Origin of the sequence: Scopulibacillus darangshiensis (assembly GCF_004341035.1) — a bacterium.
In the GTDB taxonomy this organism is placed as follows: Bacteria; Bacillota; Bacilli; order Bacillales; family Sporolactobacillaceae; genus Scopulibacillus; species Scopulibacillus darangshiensis.
Map to the genome: position 1 here is coordinate 1 of NZ_SLXK01000067.1, position 13,934 is coordinate 13,934.

The window sequence follows — 13,934 nt, forward strand, 5'->3', positions numbered from 1 at the left end:
TGAGTATTATAAAGGGGTACATGGTCAGGAATATAAACTATCGGATATTCTCTAGCCAAAAAAGGACCGGGCGCTTTTTGCCCGGTTTTTCTTATGTCTGATTTTCTGTAATGATCTTTTTTAAAACTTCAATAGCTCTTTCAACATCTTCCCTAGTTGTTTCCTTACCAAACGATAGTCTGACTAGTTCCCGGGCTTCATCTTCGGATCGTCCCATCGCAAGCATTGTCTTGGATGGGGCACTCTGTCCGACCTTGCATGCCGTTCCGGTCGAGATGGCGACACCCATACGATTACATTCAAGCATGACATATTGCCCTTCAATACCTTTAACGCTTAAGGCCAATGTGTGAGGGATGGTGTGATCAATCGCACTTTCAATTTCAATAGGCATTGAGGCTTTTTTTAACCCTAATATGAAAGTTTCTCGCAACCCGGCAATCCGGTTGTTTTCTTCAAGTCTTCCCCGACAGATATCCATCGCTGCAGTAACAAAACTTGCAATCCCCGGCAAATTAACAGTCCCTTGACGGAAGCCTCTTTCGTGTGTGCCATTAGGAAGGTTACATTCCAAAGGTATCTCCGGATCAATATAACATGCGCCCACACCCTTAGGTCCATAAATTTTATGTGAAGAGATGGACAGGCTTGATATCTTCAAAGTAACGACATCGATATCAAGTTTGCCAAAAGATTGAACGGCATCACAATGAAACAAAACCCCGCGATCATGAAGGTAAGGAGCAATCGCCTCAATATCTTGGATCGTGCCAATTTCGCTGTTGACATGACCGACTGCAGCTAAAATGGTATCCTCGCGAATCGCATCTTCCAATGCTTGCAAAGTAACCTTGCCATTTTCATCAAGCGGCAAATAACTGACCTTGTATCCTGCATTTTCTAACCTTTCCAGGGTGTTTAGGACCGAGGCATGCTCACCAGGAGAAGCAACAATGTGTTTGCCCTTATGCTGATGAGCTTTGGCCAAACCCTCGATAGCCAACTGGTTGCTCTCTGAGCCGCCTGAGGTAAAATAAACACCCTCTTTTTTCCCATGAATTAATTCGGCCAGCTGCCCTCTGCACACTTCCAAAAGATCTGCGGCATCAGTTCCGGCATTGTGAAGACTCATCGTATTAGCAAAAAACCTTTTAGATACGTCATGAAATACTTTCAGTGCATGATCAGAAACAGGTGTTGTTGCAGCATAATCCAAATAAATCATTTTTTCCAGCTCCCAAGATTTTGGTCTTGCCAATAGTTTAATAATATGTAAAGATAGGTGTCAAGACATATATATATTCAGGTGATGAGGATGGAAAGATATCATGCTGATGTCATCATTGTCGGCAGTGGCTTGGCAGCACTTGTCGCAGCCGATCAATTGGGCGACGATAAGAATGTGATAATCATCACAAAGTCTGCTTGGCAAAGCAGTAATTCTTTTCTGGCACAGGGAGGCATCGCAGCGACATATTCTGATGAAGATGATTGGAGAAGTCATCTGGAGGATGCCTTGCGTGCTGGTCATGACCATAATGATGAACATGCAACCGAATGTCTCGTTAAGGGAAGCAGGAAAACAATCCAGGGATTAATAGATAGAGGAATGGTTTTTGATTTGGATGTAGCAGGTGAAGTCAGACTGGCAAGAGAAGGCGGTCATCGTCGGCACAGAATTCTCCATGCGGGAGGCGATGCAACGGGAAAAGCACTCGCACTCCATGTGAAGGGTTATCTGGAAGGGAGAGTGACTATCCACGAAAATACACAGGCCATGGATTTGCTAGTGGAGAATGGACATTGCTCCGGACTATGGGCAAGAAATGAAAATAGCGAGCCGGTTCTTTATCAAGCTCATCAAACCATTGTAGCCACGGGTGGAATAGGTCACGTGTATGAGCCGTCATCAAATCATCCTAATGTAACAGGTGATGGTCTAGCCATGGCTTATCGCGCTGGCGCGAGCTTAGCCGACATGGAATTCGTCCAATTCCATCCCACTTTACTTGTAAAAAATAATCAGTCGTTTGGCCTTGTATCTGAGGCAGTCCGAGGTGAAGGCGCTGTGTTAATCAACCAGGACGGGGAACGAATGATGAAAGGTGTCCATCCACAAGAGGATCTGGCGCCTAGAGATATCGTGGCAAGGACACTTTTTGAGGCAAAAACATCGGGGCGGGCTGAAGCATTGTTTTTGGATATCACCAAGGTGTCCGATTTTGAAGTGCGCTTTCCAACCATTACACGGTTATGCCTGCAAGCGAATGTTGATTTAGCCGAAGGAAGGGTTCCCGTCTCACCAGGTGCTCATTTTTCCATGGGCGGCATCGTTACAGATTTATATGGAAGAACGAATATCACTGGACTGTATGCATGCGGTGAAGCAGCCTGCACCGGTGTTCATGGCGCAAACCGAATCGCAAGCCACTCGTTATTGGAGGCCATCACGTTTGCCGTGAACATGGCGGAACAAATATTGGCGGATCAGAAACCGTTATTTAAAACAGATTTGCCCGAGCCGGTTTTGACAAATAAACAATTGATCTTGCCTGAGAGGGAAGTCTTACAGCAAATCATGTTTCAGCATGTCGGCATCATAAGGAACGATGCATCACTTAGAAATGCGTTAAATTGGCTTCAAGAACAGACGGATGGCAATGAGGCTTTAACACATTTATATTTATCAAAACGCGAGATGGAAACCTTGAATATGCTGACAGTTTCCCAGCTGATTGCAACGTCAGCACTAGAACGGATGGAAAGCCGCGGCGGCCATTACCGCACAGACTGTCCAAATGAGGAAGCTGCATGGTATAAGAAACGCATCATTAGGGAGCGTGTGAGAGTTGAACAATTTTAAGATAAAAGAATGTCTACAGCAGTTCTTCAATGAGGACTTTGGTGACGGCGATCTGACGAGTGAAACGATCTTTCATCCTCATGATATGACATCAGGAACATATACAGTAAAGTCTCCGGGTGTCATTTCAGGGATTGAAATTTTAAAGGAAGGCTATGGGCTTATGGGGGAAGGCATCACGTTTGAAGCCTATGTTAAGGATGGCGACCCAGTCAGTGCCGGTGAGGATATTTTCTTTGTAAAAGGACCGGTGCAAAAGCTATTGAGTGCTGAACGGGTACTGTTGAATCTGTTGCAAAGAATGAGCGGGATCGCAACAATAACTGATGGAGCGGTAAGAAGGTTAAACAGCAATACAACAAAAATTTGTGATACAAGAAAAACGACGCCGGGGTTAAGGATGTTTGAAAAATATGCCGTGACTTGCGGCGGCGGTTTCAACCATAGAAGAGGGTTATATGATTCGGTGATGATAAAGGATAACCACATTGCCCATGCCGGCAGCATTACTTTAGCAGTTGACAGGGCGCGTTCCCAGCTTGGCCACACAGTCAAAATTGAAGTGGAAACGACTGGGGCAGATGAGGTCATTGAAGCTGTTCAAGCAGGGGCAGATATCATTATGTTCGATAATTGCGGACCCGAGGATATTAAAGAGTTGATCAAGCTTGTACCGGATTCAATCATAACCGAAGCATCAGGCGGCATTAATCTTGCGACGATCGGTGACTATGGATCAACAGGTGTAGATTATATTTCCCTGGGATGCCTGACACACTCTTTCACAGCTATGGATATTAGTTTTAATATCGGCAAAGTGCTGACAGGTCCAGCACTGCATTAATAAAGGAGGATAAAGCGATGAACGTATTAGATTTGTTATCTAAAGAACAGGGCATGCCTGAGTCATTTTATTCAATTCCAAACGAAGAGCTTATCCAAAGAGCCAAAGATGTCAAGGAACGGCTAGGCGCAAGTCTTTACATTCCGGGTCACCACTACCAAAAGGATGAGGTGATTCAGTTTGCCGATGATTCCGGTGATTCATTGGCTCTCGCCAAGCTTTCAGCAAAGAATAAAGAAGCCGAGTATGTCGTCTTCTGCGGTGTTCATTTCATGGCAGAAACAGCTGATATTTTGACAGATGAGCACCAAAAGGTTATTTTACCCGATCTTCGGGCAGGGTGCTCAATGGCGGATATGGCGGATATTCATCAGTTGGAGCGGGCTTGGGGCGAGCTGCAAGCGGTGTTCGGAGACACAATTTTGCCAATGACATACGTGAATTCTACCGCCGCAATCAAAGCTTTCTGCGGCAAGCACGGCGGGGCAACGGTGACATCCTCTAATGCAGATGCCATGCTTGAGTGGGCCTTTACCCAAAAGAAGCGGGTGCTGTTTTTACCTGATCAGCATTTGGGACGGAATACGGGGGTTAAAATGGGGTTGCCTCTAAGCAGTATGACCATCTGGAATCCGATTAAGAACGAATTTGAAGGCGGATATGGCGAGGATACCAAAGTCATCTTGTGGAAGGGCCATTGTTCCGTTCACGAAAAGTTTACGGTGGAGAACATCAAAGAGTGCAGAATGGAAGATCCGGACATCAATATCCTTGTCCATCCTGAATGTTCTCTTGAGGTTGTTGAACAGGCTGACTTTTCAGGGTCGACACAATATATTATAAAAAAATTGGAAGGCGCTCCGGCAGGTTCCCGCTGGGCAATCGGAACGGAAATGAACCTTGTAAACCGGTTGAAACAGCGTTTTCCAGATAAACCGGTCCAATCTCTCAACCCTAACATGTGCCCATGTCTGACCATGAACCGGATTGATTTGCCGCATCTTGTTTGGGCGCTTGAACAGGTCGAAGCAGGTGAACCAGTGAACATTATTAAAGTTGATGAAGATATTGCCAGGGACGCCAAATTAGCTCTCGACCGCATGCTTAATCAGGCCGTTTAAAGGATACAGCCCCCCTTACCGCTCGGCAAGGGGGCATTTAAAATTAATCATCATCCTCATCTTTTGGCTTTGTGTGAAGGCTGACGATTTCTCCGGAATTGGCATCGACCTTAATCTCGGTCACTTTGCCGTTATGTTGTTCTTCCGCCTCAAAGGTGAGGGCGCCTTTGTATTGATCGAGTTCGATGTCGGTCACAGGGCTGTTCACTTTTTCTGAGGCAATACCGGCCGCATCAATTAAGTTGATTTTGGTTTTAACGTCCGCCGGCAGGTCATCATCAAGTTGATCTTTTTCAACTTTAATCATATCACCATTGTCAGCGTTAATAATGACCTCATATGAATGAGTAGTGCCTTGAATATCAATTTCATATGCCAACTGACCATCCTCTTTATCTAACTCAAGCCCGGTGACGGTTCCGTTTGCCTCTTTTTTTGCTTTGGCAATGGCATCCTTCATACTTACCGTTGCAGAACCCTTAGTCTGGTGCTCTGATACAACATGTTGGCTATGACCGGGACTTTGGCTATTTGCTGCATTGGCGGTTATTGCAGCCGAGCCAATCCCTGTTGCCAACGCCACTGCAGTAACTGTTGTTATGATCTGTTTTTTGTTAAATCTCATTTTGAATCCTCCTCTTTTGTAAAGGATACCCATGGAGGATGAAATGAAAATGAAAGCAAGATTAAAATTCAATGAGAATCAGCAAGGAAAAGCAATTGTTACCCGTGTCCCTTCTCCAATATTGCTTTCCACTTCAATGGTCCCGCCAAGGGATGTCACAATGGACTGGGCGATTGACAACCCAAGGCCGCTGCCACCGGTTTTCCGTTGTCTTGACTTATCGACTCTGTAAAACCGTTCGAAAACGCGAGGAAGATCTTCTTTAGGTATGCCAATGCCGCTGTCCGCAACAGTTATCGTCGCCATTCCATCTTGCCTATCAATAAAGAGATCAATTTCCTTATCACTATACTTCATGGCATTGTCGAGTAATATCCTAAGCAGCTGCTCCAATTTTCCGCGGTCTGTTGTACAAACAAGTTGGTCACTGCCGGCGGCTATGTTTATTCCCCGTTCGTGACTTCTAATTAAAGGTTTCACCATATTTTGACAAAGGGTTACGAGGTCGACCCGTTCCTTGTTTAGCTCGCCCTGATCGAGATCGTCCTTAGCAACAAGCAGCAGTTGCTGAATTAAATCCCTCATTCTTTGTGATTCGTGGTGAATAGCTTCGATAGCCTCTTGTAAAATGTCGGGGTTCTTTGCCCCCCAGCGTTTCAGCATATTCGTATAACCTTCTACAATTGTAATCGGTGTTTTCAATTCATGTGAAGCATCGGCAAGAAATTGCTGCTGCTTTTCGAAATTAGTCTCTAACTGACTCATCATCGCATTAAAGGTCTCGCCCATTACGCCGAGCTCATCTTTTGACTTCTTTTCTAGAGGTATTTTTTTAAACTCACCGCTTTTTTGGATATCGCGCATCGTCCGGCTCATTGATGTGACAGGCTTTAATAAAAGGTTGGTCAGCAATCCGCCGCCGACTAATGATAAAATAATAGCTAACACCGTTGTTGCTGCTAAGATCATTATTAATAAAGACATATTTTCAGATAAGGATTCTAAGCTTTGTGTAATCTCGATCATGCCATGGGGATGATCATCGTCTGGAAAAGGTTCATGATAAATAAGTGCCTTATGTCCATCGGTTTTTTGTATGGCAAAATCATCGTCATCGGAAAAGACGGCATGTAAATTCTCAAAATCGTCATCTTCAGACGATGTGCTTAAAACATGTGAATCGGATGATATGATTCTTACCATGCCGCCATCGGGAACAAAAGGCAACAGCTCTCTATTATCCATTGCCGTTAGTTCAGAAGCCGAATAGTTGTTTAAAATGGCGTCCGCTTGATTCTCTAACATATTTTCCCTCTGGCTTAGGGATTGTTCGTAAAAGAGCAGACAGATCACTAGGCTCAGAATGATGAATATGGTTAGAATCATTAGGCTTGAAAAAATGTGAATTTTTGTCCTTATTTTCATGCTTATCCTTCCTTAAGACTGTAACCAACGCCGCGAAAGGTATGGATCAGTTTCTTTTCTTGTTCCTTATCAATTTTTTTTCGCAAATAGCGGATATAGACATCTACGACATTCGTTTCGCCCATATAATCAAAGCCCCATACTTCTGTTAGGATTTGATCTCTTGTCAGCACTTGATTTTTATTTTTCATTAAATAGATAAGCAAATCAAATTCACGGGGGGTCAATTCTATAGGTGTTTTGCCGCGGCAAACATCCCTCGTTTTTAAATCAACTAATAAATTATGGACTGTAAGCTTTGCCTGCTTCTCATTTATTCGAAGACAGGCTCGTATTCTTGCCAAAAGCTCTTCAATGTCAAAAGGCTTCGTGACATAATCATTTGCACCATGATCAAGACCGCTGACTTTATCCGGAACGGCATCCTTTGCGGTCAGCAAAATAATCGGTGTCTCCTTAATTTTTTGGCGAAACCTTCTTAGCACTTCAAGTCCGCTTAATTCAGGCAGCATGATATCAAGCAGGATGAGATCCCATTCAGAATGTAATGCCTTTTCTAGCCCTGTTTTGCCATCACTTGCTGTATCGGTCTTGTAGCCCTCATAATTTAACTCCAAACTTAAGACGCGGGCAATCTTATCCTCATCTTCTATGATCAAAATCCTTGTTTCCATCCTTTAGCGCCTCCTTGATTAATACTATAACAAAAGAATATTAAAAAATAATGAGAGCTTGACAGGTATAGTAACCATAGCGATAAAATGATAGAAGGATTTCACTAATTTGGAGGGATTGCCTTTGATCAAGCTTCATTTTTATCATACAAACGATTTACACAGTCATTTTGATCATTGGGCGAGCCTTGTAACATGCCTTAATCAGTTAAGGCAAAAACATGCTGATGATGGTGATCCCTATCTTGTGCTCGATTTAGGCGACCATATGGATCGGTTTAACCCGCTCACAGAGGGTACAATGGGAAAAGGGAACGTGACATTGCTGAACGAAGCGGGCTATGACTATATAACCATCGGCAATAATGAAGGTGTAACATTAACTAAGGATGCCCTGTCGGCAGCTTATCAAGACAGAAGCTTTAAGATCCTTCTTGCCAACTTATATGATCTTAATGGGGAACGCCCTGAGTGGTGCCATCCCTATACGATATACAATATAAACGGTGTTAAGGTTGGGATGACGGCGGTCACGGCCCCGTTTGTGCCATTTTACAGCCGGCTGGGGTGGGATATAAGAGATCCTTTTACCGAGCTCAAGGAAATCATGAAAATTCTAAGGCAAGAGGCTGATGTTATTGTTCTGATGTCCCACGCGGGGCTGCCGTTTGACAAAAGGGCTGCCGAGGAGATTGAAGGCATCGATGTTATTTTAGGCGCTCATACCCATCATTTACTTGAAAATGGCTTACGGGTGGGGCCCGTTCTCATTGCTCAAACAGGAAAATTTGGCCATTACCTTGGCCATGTGGCGATAAGTTATGATGAAGTGAGCCAAAAGGTTATACAAAAAGAAGCCAGTATCATTCCGCTAGACCAAGAGCCGGACCAAGACACGGATGAACTTCTGAGTCACATAACAAGGGATGGTGCGACGCAGCTTCAAAAGGTTGTGGCGACACTTGATTATCAGATGCATACGGAGTGGTTCGGCGATAGTGAACTGCCGCTCTTAATGGCTGAGGCATTAAGGGAATGGTGTCAGGGTGATATTGGTATGGTCAACGCTGGGGTTATATTAGAGGACCTTGAGGCTGGTGAGGTGACGAAGGCCGACATTCATCGGATTTGTCCGCATCCTATCAATCCATGCAAAGTGCCTTTAAAGGGAGAGCAAATTAAGGCGATGGTTGAAAAGGGGATAGCCAAAGACTTTCAGACCTATGAACTTAAAGGGTTTGGCTTCAGGGGAAAAGTATTGGGCAAGCTCGTTTTCAGCGGGCTGACTTACCGGCTGTCGGATGAAAATGACGTATGCATCAAAGACATTAAAATAAATGGCGAGCTGATCGATATGGGTAAAATCTATAGTGTTGCGACAACTGACATGTTCACGTTTGGAAAACTGCTTACCGAGGTCAAGCTTGCCAAGCAGAAGGATTATTATCTCCCGGAAATGCTTAGGGATCTTCTGGCATGGAAATTAAAAGAAGATAGACATTCTCATTAGAAACAATTGGTACTTCCCCTCATAAGCTGAAGTGGAGGAGGGGGAATATGGTTGAATTAGAGCCCGTTTTCATTGATGGGGCGGCATTTACCGCCGTGACTGTCAAACTGCCGAAGACCAATCTGATGGCGGTTTTCAATGATAAAGGTTACATTATGTGTGGTGCCCTGGATGTTGCCTTGTTAAATGACAAGCTTGCTGACCGTAAAATTATCGCCGGCCGGGCAACCGGAGTGAGGACAATCGAACAATTGCTCGAAGCGCCGCTCGAATCCGTAACGGTCGAAGCTGAGACACTTGGCATTCACAAAGGAACAACAGGCCGTGACGCTTTGTTAAAAATGATTTAATGATTCTCTATTTTATTTTTAAAAAGAACTTTTACAACCCCCAATGCTCGCATATACATGCAGTAGAAGGGGGTTCTTTCATGTTCAAACCCAAAAAAACCTACCGGCGCCGCATCGTAGCCTTCCGCCATGTGTTTGTTATCGCAATGGTCTTTTTTATCATATTTACGATGTGGGGGCTGTGGATTATAGATAGAGGCATTGAGCCGGCGCTTATGAAGATTGCTGAAAACCAAGCCCAGCAAGTCGCCATGTATGCGATTAATTTTGGCGTCGGTAAACAAACCATTAAAAATATGGAAGAAGATTTGGGACCTACCCCACTTGAACAAGCAAATAAAAATCAGTTGATCATAACAGATAAAGATCAAAACGGTGATGTATCCAATGCAGTATATAACGGGGCCGAAATCACACGGATTCAAAATGCTACATCAAGGCGGATTCAATGGTTTCTGCGAAGGATTGAAAAAGGAGAGCTGTCTGCTGAGAATCTAAGCTTAGACTTAGCAAAGGTTGAAGGAGATTCGAAAGGGACAATTGCAGAAATCCCTTTGGGTCAAGCAACTAACAACGCCATCTTAACCAATCTGGGGCCAACTGTCCCTGTTCGGTTAGATCTAATTGGCAGCGTGTTAGTTGAACCTGTTATAGAAAAAAAGCTTGTTGGAATAAACTTTGTTTCAGTGGATATCAAATTACACATAAAAGTTGATGTCAATGTTGTTATTCCATTTACCGTCAAAATGAAACCGATTGAACAAGACATTGTGATTAAATCCCAAGTTATTAGAGGCGATGTCCCAGATTATTACCAAAATGGCGGGAATAGCTCTGGCGGCATGAATCCTGCTGTTCCTTTGCCAAAGAAAGACAGTAAAAAAGATAACAATCAAAAGAAAAATGGGCAATAAAAAAGGAGGCTGGGACAAAACTAAAAGAGTTCATTCATATGCCGAACAATAAAGTTTGAAAAGTATCATTGCAAATGCGAGGCGTAGTCAAAATACGAAAGACTCCTACGGGAACAGCACGTGTCCGAAGACCCCGCAAGAAAGCGGTTTTTGCTTTCTGAGGAGGCTGAGGCCGTGCCCGTGGAAAGCGAAGTATTTTGACGTAGCGCTTCGTTTTTTCTTCTGTATAAATAAAAATCCGAGCTATTCAGATAGGATGTCTGAATAAGTTCGGATTTTTCTATTAGTAAAAACTTCTGTCCAAGTCTCCTTTCTCTTTTTTTCATTTCTTTTTATTCCGATCTTGGCTCTCCCAAGCTCTGAGATAGGGGTAAGGGTCAAAGGAAAATTCGGTTTTGCCATTGTCCTTGTACATGCCATAATGCAGGTGGGGCGGGAATTTTCCTTGAGTTCCCTTTGGGCCGTATCCGGAACTGCCGACGTAGCCAATAACCTGTCCAGGCTGTACAGCCGAACCCTTCTTTAACCCTTTCTCATAGCGGGTTAGATGAGCATAGTAGTGATAGATATTTTGCGGGTCGCGGATGCCGAGCCGCCAGCCGCCGAATTTATTCCAGCCGATCATTTCGACAATACCGTAAGCTGTCGCCTTTACAGGGGTGCCATAATCAGCGAAAATGTCTGTGCCTTCATGAATTCTTAGGCCCCCCCAGCCGCGTCTTGCCCCCCAAGTTGAATGAAAGGTATAGTTGTATTTGAGCGGGACCGGAAAAGAATGGCCCGACAAATCAACTTTCTTAAACGTTTTGTACACGTTAGCCATTTCCGCAATCATTTCGACTGTTTTTCCGCGGTTGTAATAATCCCAAAGGGCGATTTTTATGTTTTCTATCCCTGGGCCATGTTCTGATAGGTGGGCAGCATAAGCAAATAACATATCTTCCGGATCATTAGGGTTCGCCTTCCCATCACCATTGCCATCCCGTCCTAACCCGCCAAAAAGAGATATTGTAAAGGGATCAATATCTTTGCGATTGGGATTCAAAAAACCGGTCCATTTGATTTGATCGATATGAATCCCGATCAGACTATCCGTATCAGGCAAATCACTTCGCATATTACGGATGTTTCGCTCATATTGATCAGCCGCTGCCAGAACAAACCATGGTATATCAGTGACCGCGGCTGTTTTCAAATAAAGAGCTTTACGGTTTTTTGGCTGATTTGCATTCTGAGATTCTTTTCCATATGATAAATGGGGAAATAAGAGACAAGCTAAAAAAAGTAAAAAGACAGTTTTAATGCAAGCCTTTGTCATCTTTCTCCTCCTTTCAAAAGGATTGTGTGCAGGTGCACCACCCGGCTATTGATTCATTGGGTTCATTTCATTATTAATCCGGTCTGTCTTATTGCCGTAATCTGTGTTCTGCTTCGCATTAATTTGGTCATTCGTATTAGTATTTTTTCGTTTGTCCTCATTCATGCCTTGGTTTTTTACATTATTTTTTGTAATATTGCCTTGAGGGGATTTTTTCATTTCATTAATCATGTGCTGCAACGATTTGTGGACACGAGGTGTCTGCACAGTTAAGTCTTTATATCTTGAAATTCGCTCAATCGCGTCAAACGCATCTGAAATGTATACCTTATAATAATTAGGCACAACGGACAAAGCAGTCATCTTAACTTGTGAAGCCGCTTGCTTTTTATCCTTCAAATCCGATTGATAGCCAATAAGCACATATTGATCGGTGACTAAGGTCCCGACCTCATAAATGTTTGGCAGGGATAATTCTAAGCGGCTGATGATGTCAGCCAGTTCTCTGTTGTCAATTTTCGGTATATCATGTTGTTGAACAGCGTTACCCGCACCCTGCTTTCTTTTATAATGCACATAACCGAAAGATCCGATGTCAAGATTATCCTTTGAAAGCTTTTGTGTCGTGTGCGGCGGACCGCTATATGTGATGTCCTCGATCGGATCTTGTGATTTTTCGCGTGTCGGCTCATCACTAAAAGGTGCTTTACATCCTGTTATACTTAAAGCGATCAAAAGGGATGCAGGTATAGCCTTCGTTCTTTTCATGTTAAATCAGCCTCCTATCTCTTAGAATGACCGATTTCTCCATTTTGTTTCTTAGTAATTGTTGGTTGATTTGACATGTAGCTTCATAAATTGCCGATATAAATATTGAATATATAGTTGATGGGAGGGACGAGCATGGGAAATGACAAAATTACAATCAACAATCAGACCTATGAGTTAATTGAAGACGTCCGTGAAGGATGGAACGAGGATGCTTTTCAAGAGAGATATAGTGATATTTTAAATAAATATGATTTTGTTGTTGGTGACTGGGGGTATGACCAACTTCGGCTGCGCGGGTTTTACGACGATCAAAATCGCAAATCAACCTTTGATACGAAGATTAGCGCCTTAACGGATTATATTTATGAATACTGCAATTTTGGCTGCGCTTATTTTGTTTTGCAGAAAATAAAAGAAGCCAAAGAGCAAGCATAAAATGGAATACCCCTTTAATTAAGGGGTATCCGGATCAACGTCCTCAAAGGGCGTTTCTGTTTCTCTTTTTGGATTATCATGGGTTTGGTGAGCCTCGGGGTACTCACGGGGCTGATTTTCATGAAAGGCACGGCTTTCGTAGGCGTAATTGCTAATAAAGCTCTGTCCCTCTTCCCATGGGGTATCCTTGTTTGTCACGGGCTCATTCTCTTTATTATTGCCGAGTTCACCATAAGACCCCTCAGGAAATTCCTCAGCTGCAAGAAAACGGTTTTGATCGACAACATTGGAGAAATCCGAGTATTCTTCTGCTTTTTTCTTAGCCATATTTCCACCTTCCTTAACATTAGGTTATCCATTTCCCGGCCGATTATTATATCAGCCATTAGACAAAGACGGCGCACCATTGGTAAAATAGACGAGGATAACATTCTCGGGAAGGCGTTGAAAAACATGTATTTCATTGATCGGGAAAAGATTGAACGGATGTTAGCATACATGACAGAAACACTTGGATTATTAAAAGAAACACATACTTGGACAACACCGCTTGAAAAGCTTGCGCTTGAGCGCGTGGCGCAAAATGTCATTGAAGCCGTCATTGACGTCGGCAATCAAATGATTGACGGGTTTATTATGAGGGATCCCGGAAGCTACGAAGACATCATTGATATCCTGGTCGACGAACAGGTTGTACCCCGCGAGCATGAAGATGGGCTAAAACAGGTTATTAGATTAAGGAAATCACTTGTTCAAGATTATGTCACCCTTAACCATGAAGCTGTTTATCAAGTAGTGAAGGAAAACATTGACAAGCTGGTTAGTTTCCCAAAACATGTGAATGACTATCTTGAAAAGGAACTTGGCCCAGTCTCAGCTTTCATGCCAAAAAAGCAGCAATGATCATTTAAACCGCTTACAAAGCGGTTTTTCTTAGTTAATCAGAAAGTATAACTTTCTGACGCACATAAGGGCAACGGCGCCTCTGTCTTCGCCAAAGGCTCGCCAATCGGCGAGTTTTCTTTATAGTATCAGAATTTATAAATTTAGGGTTCCTTTTTTGTAGTATCAGAATTTATAAATT

15 protein-coding genes are annotated in these 13,934 nt (G+C 43.4%); 8 read left to right on the forward strand and 7 right to left on the reverse strand.

The features are described from left to right. Positions 1 to 91: 91 nt before the first annotated feature. Complete coding sequence (locus tag EV207_RS22025) at positions 92 to 1,225, reverse strand: IscS subfamily cysteine desulfurase (RefSeq protein WP_132748498.1); 1,134 nt, start codon at positions 1,223 to 1,225, stop codon at positions 92 to 94. A gap of 90 nt (positions 1,226 to 1,315) precedes the next feature. Here EV207_RS22025 and nadB point away from each other — a divergent pair, with 90 nt between their 5' ends. The 3 genes from nadB to nadA are packed head-to-tail and all read left to right on the forward strand — an operon-like array spanning position 1,316 to position 4,828. Then, entirely contained in the window at positions 1,316 to 2,863 is a 1,548-nt protein-coding gene (gene nadB / locus EV207_RS22030) for an L-aspartate oxidase (RefSeq protein ID WP_132748500.1), read from the forward strand. Further along, complete coding sequence (gene nadC / locus EV207_RS22035; RefSeq protein WP_132748502.1) at positions 2,850 to 3,707, forward strand: carboxylating nicotinate-nucleotide diphosphorylase; 858 nt, start codon at positions 2,850 to 2,852, stop codon at positions 3,705 to 3,707. The genes nadB and nadC overlap by 14 nt, the downstream gene beginning before the upstream one ends. Positions 3,708 to 3,724: 17 nt before the next feature. Then, entirely contained in the window at positions 3,725 to 4,828 is a 1,104-nt protein-coding gene (gene nadA / locus EV207_RS22040) for a quinolinate synthase NadA (protein ID WP_132748504.1), read from the forward strand. Positions 4,829 to 4,871: 43 nt separating this feature from the next. Here the strand turns inward: nadA and EV207_RS22045 are convergent, their stop codons facing one another. The 3 genes from EV207_RS22045 to EV207_RS22055 all read right to left on the reverse strand — a co-directional run bounded on the left by EV207_RS22045 (position 4,872) and on the right by EV207_RS22055 (position 7,552). Continuing rightward, the gene (locus tag EV207_RS22045; protein WP_165887043.1) at positions 4,872 to 5,453 is read right to left on the reverse strand and encodes a PepSY domain-containing protein; all 582 of its coding nucleotides are present in this window, start codon (positions 5,451 to 5,453) and stop codon (positions 4,872 to 4,874) included. A 78-nt stretch (positions 5,454 to 5,531) separates the two neighbouring features. Further along, positions 5,532 to 6,878, reverse strand: coding sequence for a HAMP domain-containing sensor histidine kinase (locus EV207_RS22050; protein ID WP_132748508.1), 1,347 nt, complete (start codon positions 6,876 to 6,878; stop codon positions 5,532 to 5,534). Between the two features lie 2 nt (positions 6,879 to 6,880). Further along, a complete protein-coding gene (locus EV207_RS22055; protein ID WP_132748509.1) occupies positions 6,881 to 7,552 on the reverse strand; it encodes a response regulator transcription factor in 672 nt (223 codons plus the stop codon). A 124-nt stretch (positions 7,553 to 7,676) separates the two neighbouring features. On the opposite strand from EV207_RS22055, the gene EV207_RS22060 reads away from it, so the two are divergent. The 3 genes from EV207_RS22060 (at position 7,677) to yunB (ending at position 10,326) form a co-directional block, all read left to right on the forward strand. Further along, entirely contained in the window at positions 7,677 to 9,062 is a 1,386-nt protein-coding gene (locus tag EV207_RS22060) for a bifunctional metallophosphatase/5'-nucleotidase (protein ID WP_132748511.1), read from the forward strand. Between the two features lie 47 nt (positions 9,063 to 9,109). Continuing rightward, the gene (locus EV207_RS22065; protein ID WP_132748513.1) at positions 9,110 to 9,412 is read left to right on the forward strand and encodes a YunC family protein; all 303 of its coding nucleotides are present in this window, start codon (positions 9,110 to 9,112) and stop codon (positions 9,410 to 9,412) included. A gap of 80 nt (positions 9,413 to 9,492) precedes the next feature. Next, complete coding sequence (gene yunB / locus EV207_RS22070) at positions 9,493 to 10,326, forward strand: sporulation protein YunB (RefSeq protein ID WP_165887044.1); 834 nt, start codon at positions 9,493 to 9,495, stop codon at positions 10,324 to 10,326. 322 nt (positions 10,327 to 10,648) lie between these two features. Here yunB and EV207_RS22075 read toward each other — a convergent pair whose 3' ends face one another. Both EV207_RS22075 and EV207_RS22080 read right to left on the reverse strand, forming a co-directional pair. Then, positions 10,649 to 11,644, reverse strand: a complete 996-nt coding sequence (locus EV207_RS22075; protein ID WP_132748517.1) for a M23 family metallopeptidase — start codon at positions 11,642 to 11,644, stop codon at positions 10,649 to 10,651. Positions 11,645 to 11,689: 45 nt separating this feature from the next. Further along, a complete protein-coding gene (locus EV207_RS22080; RefSeq protein ID WP_132748518.1) occupies positions 11,690 to 12,412 on the reverse strand; it encodes a YhcN/YlaJ family sporulation lipoprotein in 723 nt (240 codons plus the stop codon). 135 nt (positions 12,413 to 12,547) lie between these two features. On the opposite strand from EV207_RS22080, the gene EV207_RS22085 reads away from it, so the two are divergent. Beyond that, positions 12,548 to 12,850, forward strand: a complete 303-nt coding sequence (locus EV207_RS22085) for a YutD family protein (protein WP_132748520.1) — start codon at positions 12,548 to 12,550, stop codon at positions 12,848 to 12,850. Positions 12,851 to 12,868: 18 nt separating this feature from the next. On the opposite strand, the gene EV207_RS22090 is transcribed toward EV207_RS22085, so the two are convergent. Then, positions 12,869 to 13,177 (reverse strand): hypothetical protein, encoded by a 309-nt coding sequence (locus EV207_RS22090; RefSeq protein WP_132748522.1) that lies wholly within the window; start codon positions 13,175 to 13,177, stop codon positions 12,869 to 12,871. 126 nt (positions 13,178 to 13,303) lie between these two features. Between EV207_RS22090 and hepT the strand changes: the two genes are divergently transcribed. Continuing rightward, entirely contained in the window at positions 13,304 to 13,753 is a 450-nt protein-coding gene (hepT, locus tag EV207_RS22095) for a type VII toxin-antitoxin system HepT family RNase toxin (protein WP_132748524.1), read from the forward strand. Positions 13,754 to 13,934: the final 181 nt, after the last annotated feature.

Excerpts from the sequence above, each read along its gene's own strand:
- EV207_RS22025 (WP_132748498.1), bottom strand. The coding sequence starts at position 1,225 with ATGATTTATTTGGATTATGCTGCAACAACACCTGTTTCTGATCATGCA.
- EV207_RS22055 (WP_132748509.1), bottom strand. The coding sequence starts at position 7,552 with ATGGAAACAAGGATTTTGATCATAGAAGATGAGGATAAGATTGCCCGC.
- EV207_RS22075 (WP_132748517.1), bottom strand. The coding sequence starts at position 11,644 with ATGACAAAGGCTTGCATTAAAACTGTCTTTTTACTTTTTTTAGCTTGT.
- nadA (WP_132748504.1), top strand. The coding sequence starts at position 3,725 with ATGAACGTATTAGATTTGTTATCTAAAGAACAGGGCATGCCTGAGTCA.
- EV207_RS22085 (WP_132748520.1), top strand. The coding sequence starts at position 12,548 with ATGGGAAATGACAAAATTACAATCAACAATCAGACCTATGAGTTAATT.
- EV207_RS22045 (WP_165887043.1), bottom strand. The coding sequence starts at position 5,453 with ATGAGATTTAACAAAAAACAGATCATAACAACAGTTACTGCAGTGGCG.
- hepT (WP_132748524.1), top strand. The coding sequence starts at position 13,304 with ATGTATTTCATTGATCGGGAAAAGATTGAACGGATGTTAGCATACATG.
- EV207_RS22050 (WP_132748508.1), bottom strand. The coding sequence starts at position 6,878 with ATGAAAATAAGGACAAAAATTCACATTTTTTCAAGCCTAATGATTCTA.
- yunB (WP_165887044.1), top strand. The coding sequence starts at position 9,493 with ATGTTCAAACCCAAAAAAACCTACCGGCGCCGCATCGTAGCCTTCCGC.
- nadB (WP_132748500.1), top strand. The coding sequence starts at position 1,316 with ATGGAAAGATATCATGCTGATGTCATCATTGTCGGCAGTGGCTTGGCA.
- EV207_RS22065 (WP_132748513.1), top strand. The coding sequence starts at position 9,110 with ATGGTTGAATTAGAGCCCGTTTTCATTGATGGGGCGGCATTTACCGCC.
- EV207_RS22090 (WP_132748522.1), bottom strand. The coding sequence starts at position 13,177 with ATGGCTAAGAAAAAAGCAGAAGAATACTCGGATTTCTCCAATGTTGTC.
- EV207_RS22080 (WP_132748518.1), bottom strand. The coding sequence starts at position 12,412 with ATGAAAAGAACGAAGGCTATACCTGCATCCCTTTTGATCGCTTTAAGT.